22 protein-coding genes and 6 tRNA genes are annotated in these 20435 nt (G+C 36.7%); 10 read left to right on the forward strand and 18 right to left on the reverse strand.

What is annotated here, in order from left to right:
• Positions 1–59: 59 nt before the first annotated feature.
• Together mreD and mreC are read right to left on the reverse strand one after the other, a co-directional pair.
• Positions 60–566: a rod shape-determining protein MreD gene (mreD, locus tag KJS37_RS09060; RefSeq protein ID WP_165712332.1), complete on the reverse strand. Its 507-nt coding sequence runs from the start codon at positions 564–566 to the stop codon at positions 60–62.
• A gap of 2 nt (positions 567–568) precedes the next feature.
• The gene (gene mreC, locus KJS37_RS09065; RefSeq protein ID WP_213496991.1) at positions 569–1426 is read right to left on the reverse strand and encodes a rod shape-determining protein MreC; all 858 of its coding nucleotides are present in this window, start codon (positions 1424–1426) and stop codon (positions 569–571) included.
• Positions 1427–1544: 118 nt separating this feature from the next.
• Between mreC and KJS37_RS09070 the strand changes: the two genes are divergently transcribed.
• Complete coding sequence (locus KJS37_RS09070; RefSeq protein ID WP_213496993.1) at positions 1545–1994, forward strand: NUDIX domain-containing protein; 450 nt, start codon at positions 1545–1547, stop codon at positions 1992–1994.
• Between the two features lie 27 nt (positions 1995–2021).
• Here the strand turns inward: KJS37_RS09070 and rpiA are convergent, their stop codons facing one another.
• Complete coding sequence (gene rpiA, locus KJS37_RS09075; protein WP_061414897.1) at positions 2022–2693, reverse strand: ribose-5-phosphate isomerase RpiA; 672 nt, start codon at positions 2691–2693, stop codon at positions 2022–2024.
• Between the two features lie 158 nt (positions 2694–2851).
• Positions 2852–3562 carry a pseudouridine synthase gene (locus KJS37_RS09080; protein WP_213496995.1) on the reverse strand — a complete coding sequence of 237 codons (711 nt, stop codon included), beginning with the start codon at positions 3560–3562 and terminating at the stop codon, positions 2852–2854.
• A gap of 129 nt (positions 3563–3691) precedes the next feature.
• Here KJS37_RS09080 and mnmE point away from each other — a divergent pair, with 129 nt between their 5' ends.
• The gene (gene mnmE / locus KJS37_RS09085) at positions 3692–5056 is read left to right on the forward strand and encodes a tRNA uridine-5-carboxymethylaminomethyl(34) synthesis GTPase MnmE (protein WP_213496997.1); all 1365 of its coding nucleotides are present in this window, start codon (positions 3692–3694) and stop codon (positions 5054–5056) included.
• Between the two features lie 38 nt (positions 5057–5094).
• Here mnmE and KJS37_RS09090 read toward each other — a convergent pair whose 3' ends face one another.
• The 5 genes from KJS37_RS09090 to KJS37_RS09110 all read right to left on the reverse strand — a co-directional run bounded on the left by KJS37_RS09090 (position 5095) and on the right by KJS37_RS09110 (position 9672).
• On the reverse strand, positions 5095–5349 hold the full coding sequence (locus tag KJS37_RS09090; RefSeq protein WP_213497017.1) for a hypothetical protein: 255 nt from the start codon (positions 5347–5349) through the stop codon (positions 5095–5097).
• Between the two features lie 34 nt (positions 5350–5383).
• Positions 5384–7390, reverse strand: coding sequence for an ATP-dependent DNA helicase RecG (gene recG / locus KJS37_RS09095; protein ID WP_213496999.1), 2007 nt, complete (start codon positions 7388–7390; stop codon positions 5384–5386).
• A gap of 81 nt (positions 7391–7471) precedes the next feature.
• Positions 7472–7813, reverse strand: a complete 342-nt coding sequence (locus KJS37_RS09100; protein WP_213497000.1) for a zinc ribbon domain-containing protein YjdM — start codon at positions 7811–7813, stop codon at positions 7472–7474.
• Positions 7814–7967: 154 nt separating this feature from the next.
• Positions 7968–8978 (reverse strand): type I glyceraldehyde-3-phosphate dehydrogenase, encoded by a 1011-nt coding sequence (gene gap, locus KJS37_RS09105; RefSeq protein WP_003133076.1) that lies wholly within the window; start codon positions 8976–8978, stop codon positions 7968–7970.
• Between the two features lie 214 nt (positions 8979–9192).
• Positions 9193–9672: a DUF536 domain-containing protein gene (locus tag KJS37_RS09110; RefSeq protein ID WP_017369561.1), complete on the reverse strand. Its 480-nt coding sequence runs from the start codon at positions 9670–9672 to the stop codon at positions 9193–9195.
• 128 nt (positions 9673–9800) lie between these two features.
• Between KJS37_RS09110 and KJS37_RS09115 the strand changes: the two genes are divergently transcribed.
• A complete protein-coding gene (locus KJS37_RS09115; RefSeq protein ID WP_213497002.1) occupies positions 9801–12407 on the forward strand; it encodes a cation-translocating P-type ATPase in 2607 nt (868 codons plus the stop codon).
• 214 nt (positions 12408–12621) lie between these two features.
• Here the strand turns inward: KJS37_RS09115 and KJS37_RS09120 are convergent, their stop codons facing one another.
• The 3 genes from KJS37_RS09120 to KJS37_RS09130 form a co-directional block, all read right to left on the reverse strand.
• Entirely contained in the window at positions 12622–13407 is a 786-nt protein-coding gene (locus tag KJS37_RS09120) for an Eco47II family restriction endonuclease (protein ID WP_213497004.1), read from the reverse strand.
• A gap of 2 nt (positions 13408–13409) precedes the next feature.
• Positions 13410–14510 carry a DNA cytosine methyltransferase gene (locus KJS37_RS09125; RefSeq protein WP_213497006.1) on the reverse strand — a complete coding sequence of 367 codons (1101 nt, stop codon included), beginning with the start codon at positions 14508–14510 and terminating at the stop codon, positions 13410–13412.
• Between the two features lie 266 nt (positions 14511–14776).
• Complete coding sequence (locus KJS37_RS09130; protein WP_213497008.1) at positions 14777–15229, reverse strand: helix-turn-helix domain-containing protein; 453 nt, start codon at positions 15227–15229, stop codon at positions 14777–14779.
• Positions 15230–15448: 219 nt separating this feature from the next.
• Between KJS37_RS09130 and KJS37_RS09135 the strand changes: the two genes are divergently transcribed.
• From KJS37_RS09135 to KJS37_RS09165, 7 genes are all read left to right on the forward strand, one after another.
• Positions 15449–15718, forward strand: a complete 270-nt coding sequence (locus tag KJS37_RS09135; RefSeq protein WP_195917436.1) for a hypothetical protein — start codon at positions 15449–15451, stop codon at positions 15716–15718.
• Positions 15715–16173 (forward strand): hypothetical protein, encoded by a 459-nt coding sequence (locus KJS37_RS09140; RefSeq protein WP_213497010.1) that lies wholly within the window; start codon positions 15715–15717, stop codon positions 16171–16173. The genes KJS37_RS09135 and KJS37_RS09140 overlap by 4 nt, the downstream gene beginning before the upstream one ends.
• Positions 16174–16186: 13 nt before the next feature.
• On the forward strand, positions 16187–16522 hold the full coding sequence (locus KJS37_RS09145) for a hypothetical protein (RefSeq protein ID WP_195917434.1): 336 nt from the start codon (positions 16187–16189) through the stop codon (positions 16520–16522).
• Positions 16523–16870: 348 nt separating this feature from the next.
• Positions 16871–18145, forward strand: coding sequence for a Rep family protein (locus KJS37_RS09150; RefSeq protein WP_213497012.1), 1275 nt, complete (start codon positions 16871–16873; stop codon positions 18143–18145).
• Complete coding sequence (locus KJS37_RS09155) at positions 18138–18479, forward strand: hypothetical protein (RefSeq protein WP_213497014.1); 342 nt, start codon at positions 18138–18140, stop codon at positions 18477–18479. The genes KJS37_RS09150 and KJS37_RS09155 overlap by 8 nt, the downstream gene beginning before the upstream one ends.
• Before the next feature lie 21 nt (positions 18480–18500).
• On the forward strand, positions 18501–18719 hold the full coding sequence (locus KJS37_RS09160) for a DUF3173 family protein (protein WP_195917431.1): 219 nt from the start codon (positions 18501–18503) through the stop codon (positions 18717–18719).
• Positions 18697–19812: a site-specific integrase gene (locus KJS37_RS09165; RefSeq protein WP_244851388.1), complete on the forward strand. Its 1116-nt coding sequence runs from the start codon at positions 18697–18699 to the stop codon at positions 19810–19812. The genes KJS37_RS09160 and KJS37_RS09165 overlap by 23 nt, the downstream gene beginning before the upstream one ends.
• 71 nt (positions 19813–19883) lie before the next feature.
• On the opposite strand, the gene KJS37_RS09170 is transcribed toward KJS37_RS09165, so the two are convergent.
• The 6 genes from KJS37_RS09170 to KJS37_RS09195 all read right to left on the reverse strand — a co-directional run bounded on the left by KJS37_RS09170 (position 19884) and on the right by KJS37_RS09195 (position 20432).
• A tRNA-Leu gene (locus KJS37_RS09170) sits at positions 19884–19967 on the reverse strand.
• A gap of 31 nt (positions 19968–19998) precedes the next feature.
• A tRNA-Gln gene (locus KJS37_RS09175) sits at positions 19999–20070 on the reverse strand.
• A gap of 7 nt (positions 20071–20077) precedes the next feature.
• Positions 20078–20150 (reverse strand) — tRNA-His (locus KJS37_RS09180).
• 11 nt (positions 20151–20161) lie between these two features.
• A tRNA-Trp gene (locus tag KJS37_RS09185) sits at positions 20162–20232 on the reverse strand.
• A gap of 7 nt (positions 20233–20239) precedes the next feature.
• Positions 20240–20320: transfer RNA gene (locus tag KJS37_RS09190), tRNA-Tyr, on the reverse strand.
• Positions 20321–20359: 39 nt separating this feature from the next.
• A tRNA-Val gene (locus KJS37_RS09195) sits at positions 20360–20432 on the reverse strand.
• Positions 20433–20435: the final 3 nt, after the last annotated feature.

The following is a 20435-nucleotide window of genomic DNA, read 5'->3' on the forward strand; positions in this document are numbered from 1 at the left end:
TCAAGACGATTTAATTTCTTTAGAAATACTTTTTTTACCTTTTGATTACAAAAAGATGTTCACCGGAGGCGATACATCTTTTCTAAAGGCCATTGTAGTAGGAGTGCAAAGACAATATTTAGGGCTAATGTTGGTGCAAGCTGTCTCACAATAAATGAGACAAAATTAACATTGACAACACCAACCAAGTTAACTATAAGCGTACTTAAAATTTGGAATGCAAAAACAATGATAATCACTGTAAATAGACGTGTCCAGCGGTTAGTAAAAACGACAGACTGGATTTGATAGACAAAAAGTGCAATAAGGGGTAAGATCAAACTTGCAATACCAAATATTCCTAAAAAATAACTGTCATATATAATTCCCAAAAGAACACCCACGATAAGGACATAGCTATGACGATGCTGCGTCACAGTATACACCATAAAAATGAGCAGCAGATGACTTACAGGCATGATATTTCCACCAGACAAAGCCGTGAAAAAATGCGTCAATTGTCCATCAAGCAAAAGAAGGAAAAAAAGAAATAAGGGGCTAAAAAATTGGAAGCTAAAACGACTCATATTTAGTTTCCTCCAATCATGCCTTGAATTGCAAAGACAAACCGGATATCATACAGATTGCTAGCAGGTTTCACATATACCTTACGATTCAATCCTTGATCTGTTTCTTTAACTTCAATGACTGTTCCAATCAAGAGACCCCGAGGTGAATCTCCTCCAAGACCACTAGTGACAACTTGGCTGCCCTTTTCGATATTTCCTTCCCCTACTAAAGAAGTGACAACATAAGCATCTTGATCATCATCATAGCTTGTAAGAAGAGCATTCACTGGATCACTTGGACTGCCAAGGCGAACGGGGATTTTCGCATCAATACCTTTATCAGAACTCAATAAGGAAACCTTAGAAGAGTTTTCATTTACCTGACTTACACGTCCAATAACCCCTCCATTAGCCATCACAAGTTGGCGATTTTTGATGCCTTGTTTGCTACCGCTATCAATCACGAGCGTATCTGACCAGCTGGCTGGATTACGTGTAATTACATTGGCAGAAATACTCTTATAGTCTGTTAATGTTTCCTGAAGTTTCAACGCTTCTTTTAATTCTTTATTTTCGACTTCTAAACTCTCTTGGTTATTTTTTGAATTACTTAAGTCCGCCACCTTTGTTTTCAGCGACTGATTTTGTTTGTATGTATCAAAAAGATTGCCCACTTGATTGGCTTTGTCTTGAACAAAGCGGATTGGTGCACCAATGATTCTATCTATGGTTCCTGTACCATCATTAATAATTTGTGTCATCGTTGATGGATTTTTATTATTTTTAAAATTATCAGCCGAGATGAAGATTGCTGTAAATGCTGAAATAACAATAATTAAGGCGATAATAATCATTTTACTAAGATTGAATTTTTTCACTGTTCATATTTCCCTTCGCAAGAGCTTTGTTTAGCCTCTTTATTTTATCAAAATTGTCAACTTTTTGATAGAATATAATTAAATTTTCTTCTATAAATTATATCGGAGGGCCATAAATATGACACAAAAAGAAATTCCAGTCTTCGGTGAAAAAATTGCCGGAGTCGACTACCAATACCGCTATGGAGTCTATGGTATTGTTTCACGTGAAAACAAGAGCCAAATCTGTCTTGTGCAAGCACCAAACGGGGCCTTTTTTCTCCCTGGTGGAGAAATTGAAGCAGATGAAAATCATGCTCGCGCTTTAGAAAGAGAACTTCTGGAAGAGTTAGGTGCGACTGCGACTTTAGGACGTTATTTCGGACAGGCCGACGAATATTTTTATAGCTCACATCGGGATAAATATTTTTGCAATCCTGCTTATATCTACGAGACTCTGGAAGCTCATTTTGATCAGGCTCCTCTTGAGGATTTCAATAAAATTTTCTGGTTTGACGTTCCGACTGCTTTGGTTAAACTCAAGCGTGGTTCTCATAAGTGGGGCGTAGAACAATGGCTTAAGAACTAATAAAAAGAAGGAGCACGCTCCTTCTTTTTATTTTTCTATAAGTTTAACCCCACCTTGTCCTGCAACAATAACTTTTTTGACCATATTATTAAACAGTCCATGCTCGACAACTCCCACTGTTAAATCCAGCTCTTCAGCCAGCTTTTCTGGCTCAGTAATCTTCTCGATATGCAAATCAATAATATAATGTTGCATATCCGTTATGAGCTTGTCTTGGGCATTCATCCGCCATGTTGGTGCATAACCAGCCGCTGCAAATTTTCGGAACAACTGCTCCGAGCCGTAAGGGATAACTTCGACAGGAACTTTAAAACTGCCAAGATTTTCTGAAAGTTTACTTTCATCAACAATCCAAATATAATCTTTAGAATATGTTGCAACGATTTTTTCCATCAGCAAGGCCGCACCACCACCTTTAATACCATTAAGGGCTGTATCAATTTCATCTGCACCGTCTACCGTCAAATCAACATAATCCACTTCATCAATTGACTTTAAAGGGATATTAAGACTTGCAGCTTGCTGACTGGTTACATTTGACGTCGTTACTCCAACAATATCTAAACCTTCTTCTTTAACACGGCGCCCCAATTCTTCCACAAAGAAAGCTGCCGTCGAGCCTGTTCCCAAACCAACAATCATACCAGACTTCACGTACTCAGCTGCTTTTATACCTACTTGTTTTTTTAAATTTTCCATTTTAAAATCCCTTCAAATACTCTTCTCAATCATTATAACAAAAAAGCGAAAATATCTCGCATTTTATTTGAATATCTAAGTTTTTCTTAAACCTTTCAAAACCGCTTCTTTTTCAAATTGGATACTTATACTTTTTACAGAAACTACTTCTTCCATAGCTACTCCTTGAGTTTTAAAATTTCCTCTTCTGTGAGTGGGCGATATGTTCCCAAGGCTAATGCTTTATCCAGTGTTAAACTTCCCATACGCAGTCGTTTGAGATAAGTTACCTTCATACCTACAGCCTCGAACATTCGCTTAACCTGATGAAATTTACCTTCATGAATAATAAGGCGGATTTCACTTTTATTCTCCTCAGATTTTTCAATAAAAAGTTGACCTGGTTTGACGTTTTCTCCAGATTTTAAGGTTAAACCTGCTGCAAACTCGTGAACAGTCTCTTGTGTAACCTTGCCTTGGATTTGAGCAAAGTACTCTTTTTCCACATGTTTCTTAGGGCTCAGGAGATTATGACTCAGTGGTCCATCATTTGTCAGTAAAAGAAGGCCCTCTGTATCTTTATCCAAGCGCCCTACTGGGAAAAGATCTTCTCGAAAATCTTGAGTCTTTAATAATTCGACAACTGTTTTGTCCTTATTATCTTTCGTCGCCGAAACAACACCAGCAGGTTTATTAAGGAGGTAATAATAAAACTCTTGGTAAACTAGGGGGCGCCCATCATAGTTTACACCGTCTTTACCTGGCTCAACATGTAGTTTGCCATCTCTCACCTTCTGATCATTCACTGTCACTTTTCCTGTCTTAAGAATCACCTTAACCTCTTTACGTGATCCGAGCCCGGCTTCCGCCAAATATTTATCCAATCTCATACTCTTATTTTACTAGAATTTTGCTTAATATGGATAATATAAACCTTTAGCAGGAGTTGACGAATCTTTATTTTTATCACGACTTGTTATATAATAGGGCATACTGAAATTAGTAATTAGGATAAAAATATGATAACAAAAGAATTTGATACTATAGCAGCCATTTCCACACCTTTAGGTGAAGGTGCAATTGCTATCGTCCGATTGTCTGGTAGCGATGCTGTCTCAATCGCTAAAAAAGTCTTTCAAGGGAAAGATCTCGATAAAGTTGCTTCACACACCATCAACTATGGTCATATCTTTGACAAGGACCGTCTTGTTGATGAAGTTATGCTCTCTGTTATGAAAGCTCCAAAAACCTTTACGCGTGAAGATCTTGTGGAAATTAATACACATGGCGGAATTGCTGTCACCCAAGAGATTTTACAACTCCTGCTACGCTCTGGCGCACGTCTCGCTGAACCGGGGGAATTTACTAAACGTGCATTTTTAAATGGGCGTATTGACTTAGCGCAAGCTGAATCCGTAATGGATTTGATTCGCGCTAAAACAGATCAAGCAGCTAATATTGCTGTAAAACAGCTTGATGGAAGCCTCTCTAACTTGATTAACAACATTCGTCAAGAAATTTTAGAATCACTCGCGCAAGTTGAAGTCAATATTGATTATCCCGAATATGATGACGTTGAAACGATGACAAGTCAAATGCTTCTGGAAAAAACTGCCCATTTTGAGCAGCTTCTGGAAACACTTCTTGCCACAGCTAAACGCGGTAAGATTCTCCGTGAAGGTTTGAGAACAGCAATTATTGGCCGGCCAAATGTTGGTAAATCAAGTTTGCTCAATCAACTTTTACGTGAGGAAAAAGCCATTGTTACCGACATAGCGGGAACAACACGTGATGTTATCACAGAGTTTGCCAATATTGGTGGTGTGCCCCTTGAGTTAATTGATACTGCTGGCATACGAGAAACTGAGGATGTCGTCGAAAAGATTGGTGTTGAGCGTAGTCAAAAAGCCCTAGAAGAAGCCGACTTGGTCTTGCTTGTGCTTGATGCTTCGTCACCTTTAACTCCCAAAGATGTGGAATTGTTGGAAATGTCATCTGCAACAAATCGTATTGTCTTACTAAATAAAACCGATCTACCAGAACAAATTGAGCTTGAAAAACTCCCTGAAGATTTTATCAGAATTTCTGCCTTAAAAAATGAAAATCTTGATGCTGTCGAAAAACAAATACGTGCTCTCTTTTTCTCTGGGGAAATTGAAGCAAAAGATGCAACAACTCTTTCTAATGCACGACATATTGGCCTGGTCGAACAAGCTTTAGATGCTTTGAAAGAAGCAAACCGAGGTTTGGCGATGGGACTTCCTGTGGATCTCATTCAAGTGGATGTCACGCGCTGTTGGCAATTGCTTGGCGAAATAACTGGGGAAGCTGCACCAGATGAACTGATTACCCAGCTTTTCAGCCAGTTCTGCTTAGGGAAATAAAAAACATAAACGGAAGATACTCCGCTTATGTTTTTTATTTACTGCCAGCCCATGAATAGAGCCAGAAGAATAGATGCTGATCCGATAAATGAAAGAAAACACAAGGCAAAACCAAAAGTGAAGACACTTGTGCCATCGCCTTCATAAGATCTTCTTGTCCGCCTTCCTTTATAGGCAAACATACTGCTTAAGGAAAGCAGAGTGAAAATAAGCTGTAAGGGAAGAAACCGCCATTCAACAGAAAAGTTCAGCAAAGAAAGTCCACCCCCTAGAAATGCTAAGAGAAGTCCCATTTTATCATCCTTTCTTGAATTCATAATTGAAACGTTAATCAAAACCACTGTCAACATCCAAGTCTGCAAGCATCATCTGATATTCTGGGCGGTCAGGTGTTTTAAAAACTTCCTGAGCTTCTTGACGCGCCACTTCTAAAATATTGTAGTCATTCACTATATCAGCTGCTAGAAATTCTGGTAAACCTGATTGACGTACGCCAAATATTTCTCCGGATCCGCGCATCTTCAGGTCTTCTTCAGCTAAACGGAAACCATTCTGCGTTTGACACATTATCTTCATCCGGTTTTTACCTGATTCTGTCTTGGGATTGGCAACGAGAATCGTATAGGACTTCTTACTCCCCCGTCCTACACGGCCTCTTAACTGATGCAACTGAGAGAGACCAAAACGATCCGCATCCATAATCACCATAATCGTTGCATTTGGCACATCCACACCAACTTCAATAACCGTTGTGGAAACCAGAACCGACAAATCCCCTGCTTTAAAGGTCTGCATGATCTGGTCTTTTTCTTCATTTTTCATTTTCCCGTGCAGTAAACCTATGCCTGTTTCTTCGCCAAAGTATTGATTTAGTTCTTCATAAAGAGCTACAGCATTCTTTAAATCTAAAGCTTCTGATTCTTCAATAAGTGGTGAAATAAAATAGACTTGTGCCTGCTGCTCCAGTTCTTCTTTTATCCATTTCAAGACCTCTGGAAGTTGCTCGTGTTTTACCCATCTGGTCGTAATCGGTTGCCGCCCTTTAGGTAATTCGTCGATAATGGAGACATCCATATCACCAAAAGCTGTGATCGCCAAGGTCCGAGGAATTGGTGTCGCAGTCATCATAAGTACATCAGGATTTTGCCCCTTTTCGCGTAAGACTTTCCGTTGGTTAACCCCAAAGCGATGTTGTTCATCGGTAATGACCAGCCCCAAATCATAAAAATCAACCCCTTCCTGAATCAAAGCGTGCGTTCCCACAACCATTTGGGACTGACCATTTGCTAAACTTTCTAGTATCCCTCTTCGCTCCGCAACTTTTAATCCCGAAACAAGAAGACTAATTTTTAGTTCAGGAAAAAGATTTTGTAAGTTCGCAAAATGTTGTCGCGCTAAAATTTCAGTCGGAACCATTATAGCAGCTTGAAGCCCAGATAAGACTGCTGCATACATTGCTAAACTGGCAACGACTGTTTTACCTGAACCGACATCACCTTGTAAAAGACGGTTCATATGGTAAGCTGAAGACATATCTGCTAAAATTTCGTCTAAGGATTTTTGTTGGGCTCCTGTCAGTTCAAAAGGAAGATTTTTAATTTTTTCTTCCATCAACCGCTGGTCAAAAATAACCCTTCGTCCAAAGCGTTGTGCTTTCTCTTTATGTTTCAAAGCCTGCAACTTCAGTTGAAAGTAAAAGAGTTCTTCAAACTTCACGCGCCTTAAAGCTTGCTTGTGCATCTCCATATCATCTGGAAAATGCATGGCACGTACCGCTTCCTGCCGGGGCATCAAGCGGTACTTTTTCAATAAATAATCTGGCAGATTCTCCTTTAATTCCGATAAAAGCCCACTCTCAAAAGCCATTTGAATTGTTTTCACCAAGCTGGATTGCTTCATCCCTGCGGTAAGATGATACACGGGGGAGAAGCCATCTTCTGCTTGGGTTAATATTTTCATCCCCAGAAGTTGTTGTTTTTTTTGTTCCCATTTGCCATAGATTGCGACCTCTTTTCCAACCTCAATCTTATCCGCTAAATAAGGTTGATTAAAAAAGCTCACAGCAACTACAGCTTCACCTTGTTTGAGTTTAAAAGTGAGCCTGTTACGTTTAAAACCATAATATTGGACATTGGCAGGTGTTACCACTTCGCCAATAACTGTTGCTTTTTCTCCATCTACTAATTCAAAAATGGAACGTCCAGCAAAATCTTCATAACGGAAAGGAAAATAAAGCAATAAATCCTGTATTGTGGAAATGCCAAGCTTTTGATAATTTTCAAAAGATTTAGGTCCGACACCTTTCAGGTATTGTATACTGTCTGTTAGTTTCATAAGTTCATTATAGCAGAAAAGCCGTTTCACTGCCTTTTCCTTTCTTTATTCTAAAAAAAAGACCAAGCGGTCTTTTTTTACTTATGCTTTCTTAACGACAGAACCTTTCAATCCAATAGCTCCAAATCCGTCAATTTTCGAATCAATATAGTGTTCATTTTTTCCAAATTCATTGATACGGATATTTTTCACTTTCGTACCTTTTTTAATGGGTTTTGGCATTCCTTTGACGGGAAGATCTTGAATGATAATCACAGCATCTCCATCAGCTAAAGGTTGTCCGACACTATCAATCACAACAAATTTGTCTGCTTCTAGATCTGCTTGTGTAAATTCGTTACCACATTCTGAGCAGCCAAATGTTGTATCTGAGAGTTCATAAGTATATTCACTTGAACAAGTTGGGCATTTAGGTGTGTCCATTTTTTCTCCAATTCATTTTTATTATTTTTAATTATCAATAATCTGCATGAACTCTAGATTCAATCCATCTTTTGAGAATATCAAAAGACTTAAATGCAGGGATAAAAAAAACAGAGGAGCTAAGCTTCTCTGTTTCTAACGTTAAATAACAGAATTATTTAGCGATTTTAGCGAAGTATTCAAGTGTACGAACGAGGTTAGATGTGTAAGACATTTCGTTATCGTACCAAGCAACTGTTTTAACCAATTGAACGCCGTCAGCTGTAGTAACTTCAGTTTGAGTAGCGTCAAAGAGTGAAGAGTTAGAGATACCTACGATATCAGATGAAACGATTTCATCTTCGTTGTAACCGTAGGATTCGTTAGATGCTGCTTTCATAGCTGCATTTACTTCTTCAACAGTAACTTCTTTATCAAGAACTGATACAAGTTCTGTCAATGAACCAGTTGGAACTGGTACACGTTGTGCGTGACCTTGAAGTTTACCATTCAATTCTGGCAATACAAGACCGATAGCTTTAGCAGCACCTGTTGAGTTAGGTACGATGTTTTCAGCTGCAGCACGTGCACGACGGAAGTCACCACCACGGTGTGGGCCATCAAGAGTCATTTGGTCACCAGTGTAACCGTGGATAGTTGTCATTGTACCAACTTTAAGACCGAAGTTTTTGTTCAAAGCATCAGCCATTGGTGCGAGACAGTTAGTAGTACATGATGCACCAGAGATAACTGTTTCTTCACCAGTCAAGATTTCGTGGTTAGTGTTGAAAACGATAGTTTTAACATCGTTTCCGCCAGGTGCTGTGATAACAACTTTTTTAGCACCGTTAGCGTGCAAGTGTTGTTCAGCTTTTTCTTTAGTTGCGAAGAAACCAGTTGCTTCAAGAACGATTTCTGCACCATCTTCAGCCCAGTTGATGTTAGCTGGGTTAGCTTCTGCAGTAACTTTTACGAATTTACCGTTAACTTCGAAACCACCATCTTTAACTTCAACTTCACCGTCGAAACGACCTTGAGTTGTGTCATATTTCAACAAGTGTGCAAGCATTGCTGGATCTGTAAGGTCGTTGATTGCTACTACTTCAACACCTTCAACGTTTTGAATACGACGGAAAGCAAGACGACCGATACGTCCGAAACCGTTAATACCAACTTTAACTACCATGAGTAAGTCTCCTTATAGGTTTAAAATTTTGTTTATAGAGAAAATCTCTATCACTAAGTTAATCATTTAACTTACTCTTACATTTTAACACTTTTTTGAGATTTTGCAAACATAAAAGCCGGAAAATAGGCACAACCGTGGGAACGGAGAGGAAAACGTTTACATTTGTCTACTTCATAATATTTCTAATAAAAAAATAACAGTATTATCACTGTTATTTTTTTCCGAAAAGTTTCGCAAAGAAACCTTTTTCTGATTCAGCTTTCATCTCAAGTAAAAACTGATTATTGTCACTCAAAGATTTTTCCATCAATTCTTGCTGACGATTGATTTGCTTATCTTTTTCTGCAATCTGTGCATCCTTAGCCATCAATTGTTGGTTGAGACGGTCAATTTCTGCATTCTTATCTTTCATCAGATTTGAAACCAACTCAAAAACAGCTGTGTCCGTTGGCGATGTTGAAAGTTCTTGTGTCGCATCTTTATCATCAACAACTTCCGCCTGCGCTGTCACAACTTTGCCATAAAGACGTTCAAGTTCATGAATACCGCCTTCATTAATTACAGTAACATTTTTTTCATTTTTCTCTACATATTGCTCGTCTAGCTGCTTGATACGTTTATTCATCGCTTGGCGAGTCACACCAAAAAGTTCTGCAAGTTCACTTACTGTTTTCGTTTCCATATCTACCATAATACCACATTTTTAGCTATTTATACAGCTTTTTCTGAATGCTAAATTGTTTTGTAATAAATGATAAAAATATTATAATTCTATTATAAAACTTTTTATAAATTGAAGAAAAATAGGGCAGAGGATTTATGGATTATAAGAAAACTAATATAAAAAAGATTAAAGAGTATTATAAAACGAGTATTTCAGAGGGTTTAAGTAAAGAACAGGTTACTCTTCATCGGAAAAAATACGGCAGTAATGTTTTTCAAGAAGTTAAAGAGAAAAGTATCTTTGAAAAACTTTTGAAACATCTACTTGAGGTAATAAATCTCGTTTTAATCATTGTTTCGGTTCCAGCTTTTTACTTATCGATAGATACAGGAAATTTTACAAAGCCAATCGTCATTCTATTAATCGTTATTATCAATATCATCGTCGCCCATATGCAAGAAGAGCGTGCTGAAACAGCTCTATCCGCCCTCAAAAAATTATCAGCGCCGAATTCTATTGTTATACGTGAAGGAAGGTTAAATACCATTCCTTCTGAAGAATTGGTTGTGGGCGATTTACTTCAGCTAAGTGCTGGTGAACAGGTTGGTGCTGATGTTCGCCTTCTTTCAGCAAATAGCTTGCAGGTTGATGAATCCTCACTAACAGGGGAATCTGAACCAATAGAAAAAGATGCTTCACGTGAAATCCACGAAGATGTGCCTTTGGGAGACCAAGTGAACATGGTTTTCTCGGGAACAAATGTGCTTAATGGTACAGCTAAGGGGATTGTTGTGGCTACAGGAATGAAAAGTCAGATGGGACAAATTGCCCAACTTTTAGAAGACCAGATTAAAGGGAAAACACCTTTACAAAAACGTATTGATTCTCTCGCGAAGCGCCTTGCTGCGATTGCTTTTGGTGCAGGTGCGATTATCTTTATCGTTAACGTATTACACGGTGGTATTCCTTTTAGTGAGAACATGATGACGGCTGTTATTCTTGGTATTGCAGCTGTTCCTGAAACTCTACCTGTCATTGTCACTTTATCACTCGTTTATGGTGTAGAGAACATGGCATATAAAAAAGCCATTATTCGTAATATCCCTGCTGTTGAAACTCTCGGGAATGCTTCTGTCATAGCTTCTGATAAAACGGGAACACTTACTCAAAACCAGATGACTATTCAACGACTTTGGGTACAGGGAGAAAATATTTGGCATAAAGACCAACTTTCAGATAAAGAAAAAGATTTAATTTACATGTTCGGTTTAGTTTCCAATGCAACAGCCGTAGAAGACGAGGGGAATTGGGTCACACACGGCGATCCAACAGAGACAGCCATCATCAACTTCCTTATCGCACATAATTCTTATCAACCTGATAAAAATCCCCCGCGGCTCTTAGAACTTCCTTTTGATTCGACCAGAAAAAAAATGACGGTTGTTGTACCTAACGAAAGCGGGGGCTACCTCGTTATTACAAAAGGGGCCTTTGATCGGCTTGTCCCGGCTCACTTTAGCGAAGCACATAATATTCACGACTCCTTTGCAGAAAATGCCTTGCGTGTCCTCGCTCTCGCCTACAAAGTAATCGATGAAATTCCAGAAAATCATCAATTACTGGAAGAAGACCAAACATTCTTAGGAATTATTGGAATGATTGATCCTCCAAGACCTGAAAGTAAACACGCTGTGGCTGAAGCTCGAACTGCTGGAATTATTCCTGTAATGATTACAGGGGATCACGCCTTAACTGCTAAAGCTATCGCCCAGGAACTTGATATTTATCGTGAAGGAGACTTAGTCGTAGACGGCATTACGTTGGCAAACATGACCGATGAGGAGCTCAAGGAAAAGATTGAAAAAATTTCAGTCTATGCACGTGTCTCGCCTGAAGACAAGCTCCGGATTGTGAAAGCATGGCAGGATAAAAAACATATTGTTGCCATGACTGGGGACGGCGTCAATGATGCTCCCTCACTACGCGCAGCAGATGTCGGAACCGCAATGGGAATCGCCGGAACAGAAGTAGCCAAAAATGCCTCTGACATCATCTTAGCCGACGATAACTTTGCGACCATTGTTAGTGCAATTGCTGAAGGGCGTCGGGTTTACATTAATATTAAAAGAACTATTTATTATCTTCTTTCTGCCAATGTTGCTGAAATACTCATTATGTTATTTGGGGCTATTATTGGTTGGGGTCTGCCACTTACAGGTATGCAGCTTCTCTATATCAATGTTCTCGCAGATGGTATTCCTGGATTTGGCTTAAGCCGAGAAACCTCTGATAAGTATATTATGAAAAAACCACCGATCGATGTAAACGAAAGTCTCTTCTCTAGAGGTGTTTCACAACGTATTCTCACATCCTCTACAACCTTTATCATTATTTCTCTTATCGGCTTCTATATTGGAAGATTTGTAGAGATAGAGGGAACTACTCCAAGTATGCAAGTCGGACAATCCATGACATTTCTCGTTCTTGCCCTTGCTTCAACCTATCATATCTTTAATGCACGAAGTAATGATTCCATATTTAAAGATGGTTTGTATTCAAATAAAACAATCTTCTGGACAACAATCATATCTTTAATTATAACCTTTGTGTTCACACTCACACCATTACGATTATTCATTGATGTTGTGCCTCTAACAGCGACACACTGGTTTATCGCAATCCTCCTCTCACTCTTGATTTTTGTCGTAATAGAACTTGAAAAGTTATTGATCAAGAAAACCAACAAAACATTCCTTGCCTAAATTTATTACCCCACTTTTACTTTTTGTGAAGGTGGTTTTTACATTTAAGCAAAAAAAAAGATCTAAGAATACTTAGATCTTTTATTCTATGCCGAAGGCCTACGTTTTTTCAGCTTTTATAATTATCAATTCATTATTTTAGCTATTATTAAGCCTTTTAAATTTTATGTACCTTATAGGTTTATTCAAAATTGGATACAAATCAGGTAACAACTTATAATAAATTAAAACCATTATATGTTTCAAAGCCAAGAAGATATACGGCTAAATCCATTGAAATATCTTTACTATTAGAAATTTCATTCAACTCCTTCATCACTGTATCTTCAGGAGTAGACACTTCTTCATTTTCCATAGTAACTTTGTGTATAATATCTGGTAAAATCATACACAATTTATAAAAAGCATCTGGCTCACCTGTAACAAGCTCATAAAACTTATCCATAGAAACTCTGCGAATAAGTTTATGCCCCATTTTTTGACCATCAACTTTAGGTTCCCATTTTATATTTTGAGACCTTTTAGCAATCACTTCCACCAAGAGAGTAGCACTATCGTCATCCCCCAAAATCTGATTTTGCATTTTTATAAAAGTATTTCTTGCAGAAGATGAATTCATTGTATTATGTTTATTTTTCATTTCAACATAAACTGTATGGACAATGTTACCATCAACAGATATACCTGCATCATCTTTAAAGATTACATCCCATCCCTCCTTAGGAACAGTACACCCATTAAAATAACTAAAAATATTTTGATGAAAATATCCTATTGCATTATTATTTGATTTATCACGTTGGCGAAAAATCTCGTTATCAATAATACCCGGCCAAGTTGTATGATAAACATTTTTATCAAATATCAACTTGACTGGATCTATGATATTTTTATTCATTCGCTTTAAATCAAAAGACTTTAAATTATTCCCATACTTTTTTATAGTCTGTTTTACATGGTTGGTTAAATCTTCTTCAGAAATAAAATCTAAATTATACATTGTTAATCCTCAAATTGGTTTAAATAGTCAACTACTGCCTTACCTACATACTCAGCAAGATTAACAGGTACAGCATTACCTATTTGTTTATAAATTGCACCTGTTCCTCCAGAGAAATTCCATTCGTCAGGAAAACTTTGAATTCTTGCATACTCTCTTGTAGTAAAAGGTCTTGTATCATCGGGATGAGCCCGTTCAGTTTGCTTTTGGCTTGGTGAAGTAGTTAATGTCAGACTTGGTTCATCCCAGCTTAGACGTCTAGCCATTCCTCTTTTGCCACCTCCAGAAAACCAACTTGCACCCATATAATCTTTTGCAACTTGCTCTGGCAAGTCTACCCAAGAGCCTCCTGGTGGTACAAGCTTCATTACCTGTTTTTTCTTTTCTGAATATTCCGTTCCTGCACTCTCAGGAACATCCTTTAAAACATCACGTAATACTGGCTTATATTCTTGAGCCTTGGGATAAGCAAATGGCTTCTTTTCCTTATCTATAAGATCCTGCCTTATCCCAATAATCACGATACGCTCCCTCTTCTGAGCAACATCATAGTTCCAGGCGTTTAAAACATTCCAGCAAACTTTGTAACCATTAGACTCGAATACCTCTATCATAGTTTCTAGTGTCCGTCCTTCATCATGGTTAACAAGTCCTTTAACATTTTCAGCAATAAATATTTTAGGTTTTAATTCTGAAAGAATCTTACTATATGGATAAAACAATGTTCCACGTGTATCTGCTAAACCCTCTCTTTTTCCAGCATAACTGAATGATTGGCAAGGATACCCTCCACTTAAAATATCTACCTCAGTATCATCAATATATTGTTGAATTCCTTGGTCAGCCACTAAAGAAATATCGTTTTCAATAACATTCCATTCAGGACGATTGTCTCTCAAAGTTTGAGCTGCATTTTTATCTAACTCCAACGCTCCTACTGAAGTCAATCCTGCCTTTTCTAATCCTAAAGCTAAGCCACCAGCCCCAGCAAAAGTTTCTAGTACCTTATATTTTTTCTTTGGAGTAACAGATTTTACATCTCTAAAGTTTTCTAACTTATAGTCAAATCTATTAATCTTTTTAATTTTTATTTTATCTGACATTTTGTAACCTTTTCTTATATATCTATGTTGAAAAAGAATAGAACTATATGCTAAATTCCTATTCTTTTTTATATTTGAATCTATCTTCACTTTTGAAATTATACTGAGAGTAAAATAGTAATAGTTATTTCAAGTTCATTAGATATTACATGAACCTCATTTTATACTATCCTAAATTCCAATAAAAGTATGACTAAAATCCGTGTAGATGAAGAACTTGTTCTGAAATCGGAGACGGATTCTAACTAACAACATTATTTTTGTTGTTAGTTTTTATTTTCAAGATTTTCTTCAATAACTCTTTTTATTTCTTTTTGCTGGTATAAATCGTCATTAATTTTTATTTTTTCAGCATTCTCTGGTTTATCGTAATATTCTTGTTCTAGAGCAGCAATAATTTCTGGAGCTTTATTCCCAAAAATCTGTAACAATAACTTTCTTGTTTCTTCTTTTGGTAATCCTGGTTTAATTAGCTTTACAGTTGCTCTTGCTACAGTTGCTGCCCATGGACTAACTTTTACTTCTTTTTCTTCTCTCCCTAAGAGATAATCTGTAGTTACATCAAAGTAATCTGCTAGTTCAATAAGTCTTTGCCCACTTGGGTCTTTACTTTTATAATTATATAGAGTATTAGTGGGATAATCTAAGTCTTTTTCAATTTGTTTAAAAGAAACACCCTTATCTTTAGCGAGTTCTTGTAGTTTCTGATAAAAGTTCATAAAATTACACACCTTCTACTTGACATTTACTAATCAAAAGATTAATATTAATTTATAGATTAATAATTAATCTTTTGATTATTTATAAAATCTATCTTCCCATATTATAGCATAAAGGAGGTTTCACTGAATAAAAAATCTCTTTCCACGACCAAGGAGAAAGAGACTTATAAAAATAACTAAAACAATTATAACAAATTCTAGAAGGGACTTAAAGTCATGCAAGAAACTAAAGTTGAATTAGATGACCTAAGAAAAGGTCTTGGGATTATCGCAAACGTAATGTTACTCGGTAGACTTCTACCAACGGATTGTGAGGAAGTAACAAGTGAACAAATGGTCGTGAATTACAAGGACCTTTGTGAAATGACTGAAACTTATACTCAAAAGCTTATTGATGATACAGATGAAATTGAAGTTAATTGGCGAGCAGACAATGTTGATGCACAACAATATAGAAAAATTCAGTCTATAAGTAAAGTAGGATGAACTATAAAGAATTAGCTGTTAAGCTTAATCGGCCTTATAATACCATTCGTAAATGGAGAGGAGAAATTGAAAAAATCTCTGGTCATAATTTTAAGCGCATTAAAGTTAAGAATGGCAGGGCGAGAAAAAATCGGACAACCTATGATTTTTCAAAAGACGACTTACAGGACTTCTTAGAACTTGAAAAATTATTGTCAGACGGTAAAAGCAAAGAATATGCTATTTCTGAAATATGGGGTAATCTTGCTGAAGAAAAACGTGCCGAACAAGACGATAGATTATCAAGATTAACACGTAATTTCAACATTGCAAAAGGAAAAATTAAGAATTTGGAAGATAAAAACCAAATCTTACAGAGAAATATTACTACTCTGCATAATCAAGTAATGGCTCTAACGGAACGAGTTGAAGCACTCGAAAATAAAGGCTTAAAAAATATATTCAAAAAACAATAATGGAGGTGCTAAAATGGCACAAATCACAATCAATGTAAATAAAATCGCAGACGACATCGTCAAACAAATTCAAAAAGCTCAAGAACTATATGTAAATGCAGACCCAGTAGAACGTACAAAATGGAATCCAGATAAAAAAGTAAATGAACCAAATGGTTGGAGAACTGAAGTTCAAATTATGGAACCAGGTTCCGACTTCTTACGTCAAACTTTCTTTATTAATTCAACTGAAAAGCCAAAAGTTGCCATGAATGACAAAGTTTCTGTTGAGATTACAAACCACGGGGCAATTACAGACCGTAAAGGTATTATGCTTTGGTACAATGGAACACTTAGAAAGCTAGGCTAATTCTTGTCAGTGGGCGACATCTTAGACAAAAGGGAGCGTTGCCCTAAAGGCATTAAGCTCCCTTTTGTCGTTAAGAGATAAGGCGACCACGACCGACGAGGATTTGACTAGAAAAATGAGAAAAAGAAAGTATGTTTTACAAAAAGTATACTGTGCAAGTGCAATAATAAAATGTACTTTGTAATATTACGGGTACTCGAAAACTCCGTCCTAGAGTACCCGAAGGGATTGCGAAGCTAAAAAGAAAAATTAATGTAATATTGCACAGGGTATAATTTTGTGCAAAATGAAAATCCATGAAAATGAATATTATGAATTGAATAGACAATTAAGAAAGGAGGTTATTATGTGGCACAGGCGAGAAGATTTAGAACTTATAATATAACTTTGAATTATGATTATGAAGTTCATGACGAAAAAGGAAATGTAACATCAGACATGACCCCAAAACAATGGAAAGACAAAATAGACAATACTATTAAGCAAAATATTTCTGATAAAGATTGGTGTGCTTATGCTTTTCATGATAAAGATATATTAGCAGATGGTCTACCTAAACCCTTACACGTTCACATTCTTGTAAGTTTTGAAAACGGAAAAACCCAAACAGCTGTGATGAAAATATTCAATGTTTCACGACCTGATAATTGCAAACATACAAATACAATAGCTGGTTCCGCTCGATATTTAAGTCATAGAACAGAACAAGCTATGATAGATGGTAAGTATCCTTATGAAGTATCTGCAGTAAATACTATTAATTGTAATTATCTTGAATTGATAAAAGGCAAAGAAAAAGTAAATGTGCAAAAAAACATAGATGAATTTGTAGCCGATATTTCCGAACAAATTATGAATGGGGAGTTATATTTACCTAAAATTCGAGACTTATTTTTTAAAGAATTTGATCGAGCTTTAGCTGATAAGCTTTATAAAAGATACCGTAGAGAATTTGAAAAAGACTTCCAAGAATACTTACAGCATAAAGGCGAAGAATATAAGGTTAATGGGAGAAATTTATCAACAGTATATATTTGGGGAGTAAGTGAAGGTGGAAAAAGCCACTTGGCTAAAAGAATGGGATTATTACTCACGGATAGATTACACTTGATACCTGCTTCTGGTAAAAATAAAACCTTCGACCCCTCAGGCTTATATCAAGGAGAGGAAGTTTCTATATTTAATGAAATTTCTGGTAAAGAGTTCAATAATAAAGAATTTCTAGGACTTGCAGACCCTAAAAATTATAGTCCGATTAACTCACGTGGTAAGGATAAGCATTGGCTGGCAAGGTATCTCTTCTTAACGAGTACGGATAGTAGAGAAACATTTATTAATAATCTAATGCCAAAATTTGAACAGACAGAGAGCTTTGAGAATAGGCAGATAAAAAGACATGAGATAGCACGACGTGTCCCTTATGAAATACGTTGCGTTTCCCTAGGATATATGAGAACTCAGTTTTATTTAGGGATATACGATAGCAAAAATCAAGAGATGTTTTCTATAGGTTCTGTGATTTGTGAAAAAATAGATGATGATGACACAATGAAAAAAGCTGCATTAGAAATTTTACAAAAATTTGGATTGAAGAAAAAAGAAATCGAGGACAAAAATGAATAAAGAAAAATTTGATAAAAACAAAGTTTTAACCCTTGCGGATTGTTTATTTATTAAGAATGGGTGGGTATCTATGCCTTTAGAAATAGCAGAGAATATTGCGGATGAGGCTATAAATAAAGGGTATATTCATGTCTGGCAACATTTAGAATTAAATAAAGAAGTTTTCGGAAACTGGCTAGATGATACATGCGGTGGAAATGCTGGAAAAATTCAAGTTATTGACGCTTTTGACTTTTTAGAAAAAATGGCTAAATTTTCTAAAGAGAAAACTTGGGGGAAATGTGAAAATCAAGTCGTGAAGAGTAAAAACGGCGATATAAAAGCTATCTTATAGTAAAGTGGAAAGGGAAAACACATGAATATTATTACAAAAGATGAGATTATCGAACAAACAGGAATGACAAAATCAGTTGCTTCTCGTATTATTAGAGAGGGTAAACAAATCATGGTAAAAAAAGGATATCCTTTTTACGACAACAAAAGGTTAAACTTTTGTCCTGTAACAGTAGTAAATGAGATGCTTGGTTTAGATTTAAAAGGAAGTGATTATAATGCCCTTAAGAGTGTATCCTAGAGGTAAAAAATGGTATTACAACCTTAAAGATAAAGGAAAATATATAACTGGAAAAGGTGGTTTTGTTACTAAACAAGAGGCAGAAATAGCTGGAAAAAAAGCAGAACTTGATTTCCTTAAAGGAAGAAAATTTGATAATTCTTCTACCCTCTATGATTTATATATGGTATGGTATAATTTAGAAATTTTACCATCAAATAAATCTGATCAGACAAAAAAGAAGTATCTACAATTCTCCAAAAAAATTGAAACATTCTTTAACGATATGATTGCTAGTAAAATAAAACATAGCCAATATCAAAAAATAATGAATGAGATAGGATTAGGCATAGGTCAAGATTACTTATCAAGATTAAATTCTTGTATTAGAGAGACTATTCAACTTGCAAAACGAGATGACTTAAATATAAACGACTTTACAAAGGGAATCAAACTACATGCAAAAATAGAACCTAAAAAGATAGAAGAAAAGTATATCAGTAGTTTAGAAGACTATCAACAAATTATAAAATATCTGAAAAGTATACTAGACTATCCAGAAAGTATAATGCCCTACTTAATATTTATCTTGTTCAAAACTGGTCTGCGTGTTGGTGAAGCATTAGCTCTAACTTGGGAAGACATAGATTTTAAACAAAACCTAATTAAAACCCATAAGAGAATTGATAGTGCTAGGCATACGGATGCAGGTAAACCTAAAACTCCTTATTCTGTTCGTGAAATTCCAGTAAGTCGAGATGTAATTGATATTCTAAAAGAGCTTTTACAACAGCAAAAGAACTATCATATAGTTCAACTCTCACAAGGTCTCATATTCTTTGATAGAAGGCACGGTTTACCAACAAATAATGGTATTAACAAGGCACTAAAGAAATACCTCAATGAATTAAATATAAGCCCCTCAATAGTAGCTACTGGATGTCGTCATACCTATGCATGTGTGCTACTGGCAAAAAAAGTAGATATTGCGGTTGTTGCAAAAAACATGGGGCATAAAAATATACAGCGTATTATAGATACTTATGGTCATGTTCTTAAAGAATTGCATGAAGAAGAGAATGAACAAATAAGAAAAGTGCTTCAAGATTTCTAACTCATGGATACAAATCGGATACAAAAGCAAAAAAAAACAGCTACCTATAAGGAACAAGCTGTTTTTTGATATGCCGAAGGCCGGGGTCGAACCGGCACTCCCGTGAAGGAACCAGATTTTGAGTCTGGCGCGTCTGCCTATTCCGCCACTTCGGCAACAGACTATTTTCTCAAATAAATATTTGAACTGGGGTAGCTGGATTCGAACCAACGCATGAGGGAGTCAAAGTCCCTTGCCTTACCGCTTGGCTATACCCCATTAAAAGGGCGGATGACGGGAATCGAACCCGCGAGTGCCAGCGCCACAAGCTGGTGTGTTAACCACTTCACCACATCCGCCATAATACAAACACGGGCAGCAGGAATTGAACCCACACCAAAGGTTTTGGAGACCTTTGTACTACCTTTATACTATGCCCGTAAAACTATGGAAGGGGAGGGATTCGAACCCCCGAACCCGAAGGAGCGGATTTACAGTCCGCCGCGTTTAGCCTCTTCGCTACCCTTCCGATATTTAATTGTCATTGAATATATTATAACATATTCAATGGGAGTTAACGGGATCGAACCGCTGACCCTCTGCTTGTAAGGCAGATGCTCTCCCAGCTGAGCTAAACTCCCAAT

It is taken from the genome of Lactococcus formosensis (assembly GCF_018403745.1).
Classification (GTDB): domain Bacteria; phylum Bacillota; class Bacilli; order Lactobacillales; family Streptococcaceae; genus Lactococcus; species Lactococcus formosensis.

What these genes read in the sequence shown, in the direction of transcription:
- mreD (WP_165712332.1), bottom strand. Translation starts at nt 566, where the DNA reads ATGAGTCGTTTTAGCTTCCAATTTTTTAGCCCCTTATTTCTTTTTTTC.
- KJS37_RS09070 (WP_213496993.1), top strand. Translation starts at nt 1,545, where the DNA reads ATGACACAAAAAGAAATTCCAGTCTTCGGTGAAAAAATTGCCGGAGTC.
- rpiA (WP_061414897.1), bottom strand. Translation starts at nt 2,693, where the DNA reads ATGGAAAATTTAAAAAAACAAGTAGGTATAAAAGCAGCTGAGTACGTG.
- KJS37_RS09080 (WP_213496995.1), bottom strand. Translation starts at nt 3,562, where the DNA reads ATGAGATTGGATAAATATTTGGCGGAAGCCGGGCTCGGATCACGTAAA.
- mnmE (WP_213496997.1), top strand. Translation starts at nt 3,692, where the DNA reads ATGATAACAAAAGAATTTGATACTATAGCAGCCATTTCCACACCTTTA.
- KJS37_RS09090 (WP_213497017.1), bottom strand. Translation starts at nt 5,349, where the DNA reads ATGGGACTTCTCTTAGCATTTCTAGGGGGTGGACTTTCTTTGCTGAAC.
- recG (WP_213496999.1), bottom strand. Translation starts at nt 7,390, where the DNA reads ATGAAACTAACAGACAGTATACAATACCTGAAAGGTGTCGGACCTAAA.
- KJS37_RS09100 (WP_213497000.1), bottom strand. Translation starts at nt 7,813, where the DNA reads ATGGACACACCTAAATGCCCAACTTGTTCAAGTGAATATACTTATGAA.
- gap (WP_003133076.1), bottom strand. Translation starts at nt 8,978, where the DNA reads ATGGTAGTTAAAGTTGGTATTAACGGTTTCGGACGTATCGGTCGTCTT.
- KJS37_RS09110 (WP_017369561.1), bottom strand. Translation starts at nt 9,672, where the DNA reads ATGGTAGATATGGAAACGAAAACAGTAAGTGAACTTGCAGAACTTTTT.
- KJS37_RS09115 (WP_213497002.1), top strand. Translation starts at nt 9,801, where the DNA reads ATGGATTATAAGAAAACTAATATAAAAAAGATTAAAGAGTATTATAAA.
- KJS37_RS09120 (WP_213497004.1), bottom strand. Translation starts at nt 13,407, where the DNA reads ATGTATAATTTAGATTTTATTTCTGAAGAAGATTTAACCAACCATGTA.
- KJS37_RS09125 (WP_213497006.1), bottom strand. Translation starts at nt 14,510, where the DNA reads ATGTCAGATAAAATAAAAATTAAAAAGATTAATAGATTTGACTATAAG.
- KJS37_RS09130 (WP_213497008.1), bottom strand. Translation starts at nt 15,229, where the DNA reads ATGAACTTTTATCAGAAACTACAAGAACTCGCTAAAGATAAGGGTGTT.
- KJS37_RS09135 (WP_195917436.1), top strand. Translation starts at nt 15,449, where the DNA reads ATGCAAGAAACTAAAGTTGAATTAGATGACCTAAGAAAAGGTCTTGGG.
- KJS37_RS09140 (WP_213497010.1), top strand. Translation starts at nt 15,715, where the DNA reads ATGAACTATAAAGAATTAGCTGTTAAGCTTAATCGGCCTTATAATACC.
- KJS37_RS09145 (WP_195917434.1), top strand. Translation starts at nt 16,187, where the DNA reads ATGGCACAAATCACAATCAATGTAAATAAAATCGCAGACGACATCGTC.
- KJS37_RS09155 (WP_213497014.1), top strand. Translation starts at nt 18,138, where the DNA reads ATGAATAAAGAAAAATTTGATAAAAACAAAGTTTTAACCCTTGCGGAT.
- KJS37_RS09160 (WP_195917431.1), top strand. Translation starts at nt 18,501, where the DNA reads ATGAATATTATTACAAAAGATGAGATTATCGAACAAACAGGAATGACA.
- KJS37_RS09165 (WP_244851388.1), top strand. Translation starts at nt 18,697, where the DNA reads ATGCCCTTAAGAGTGTATCCTAGAGGTAAAAAATGGTATTACAACCTT.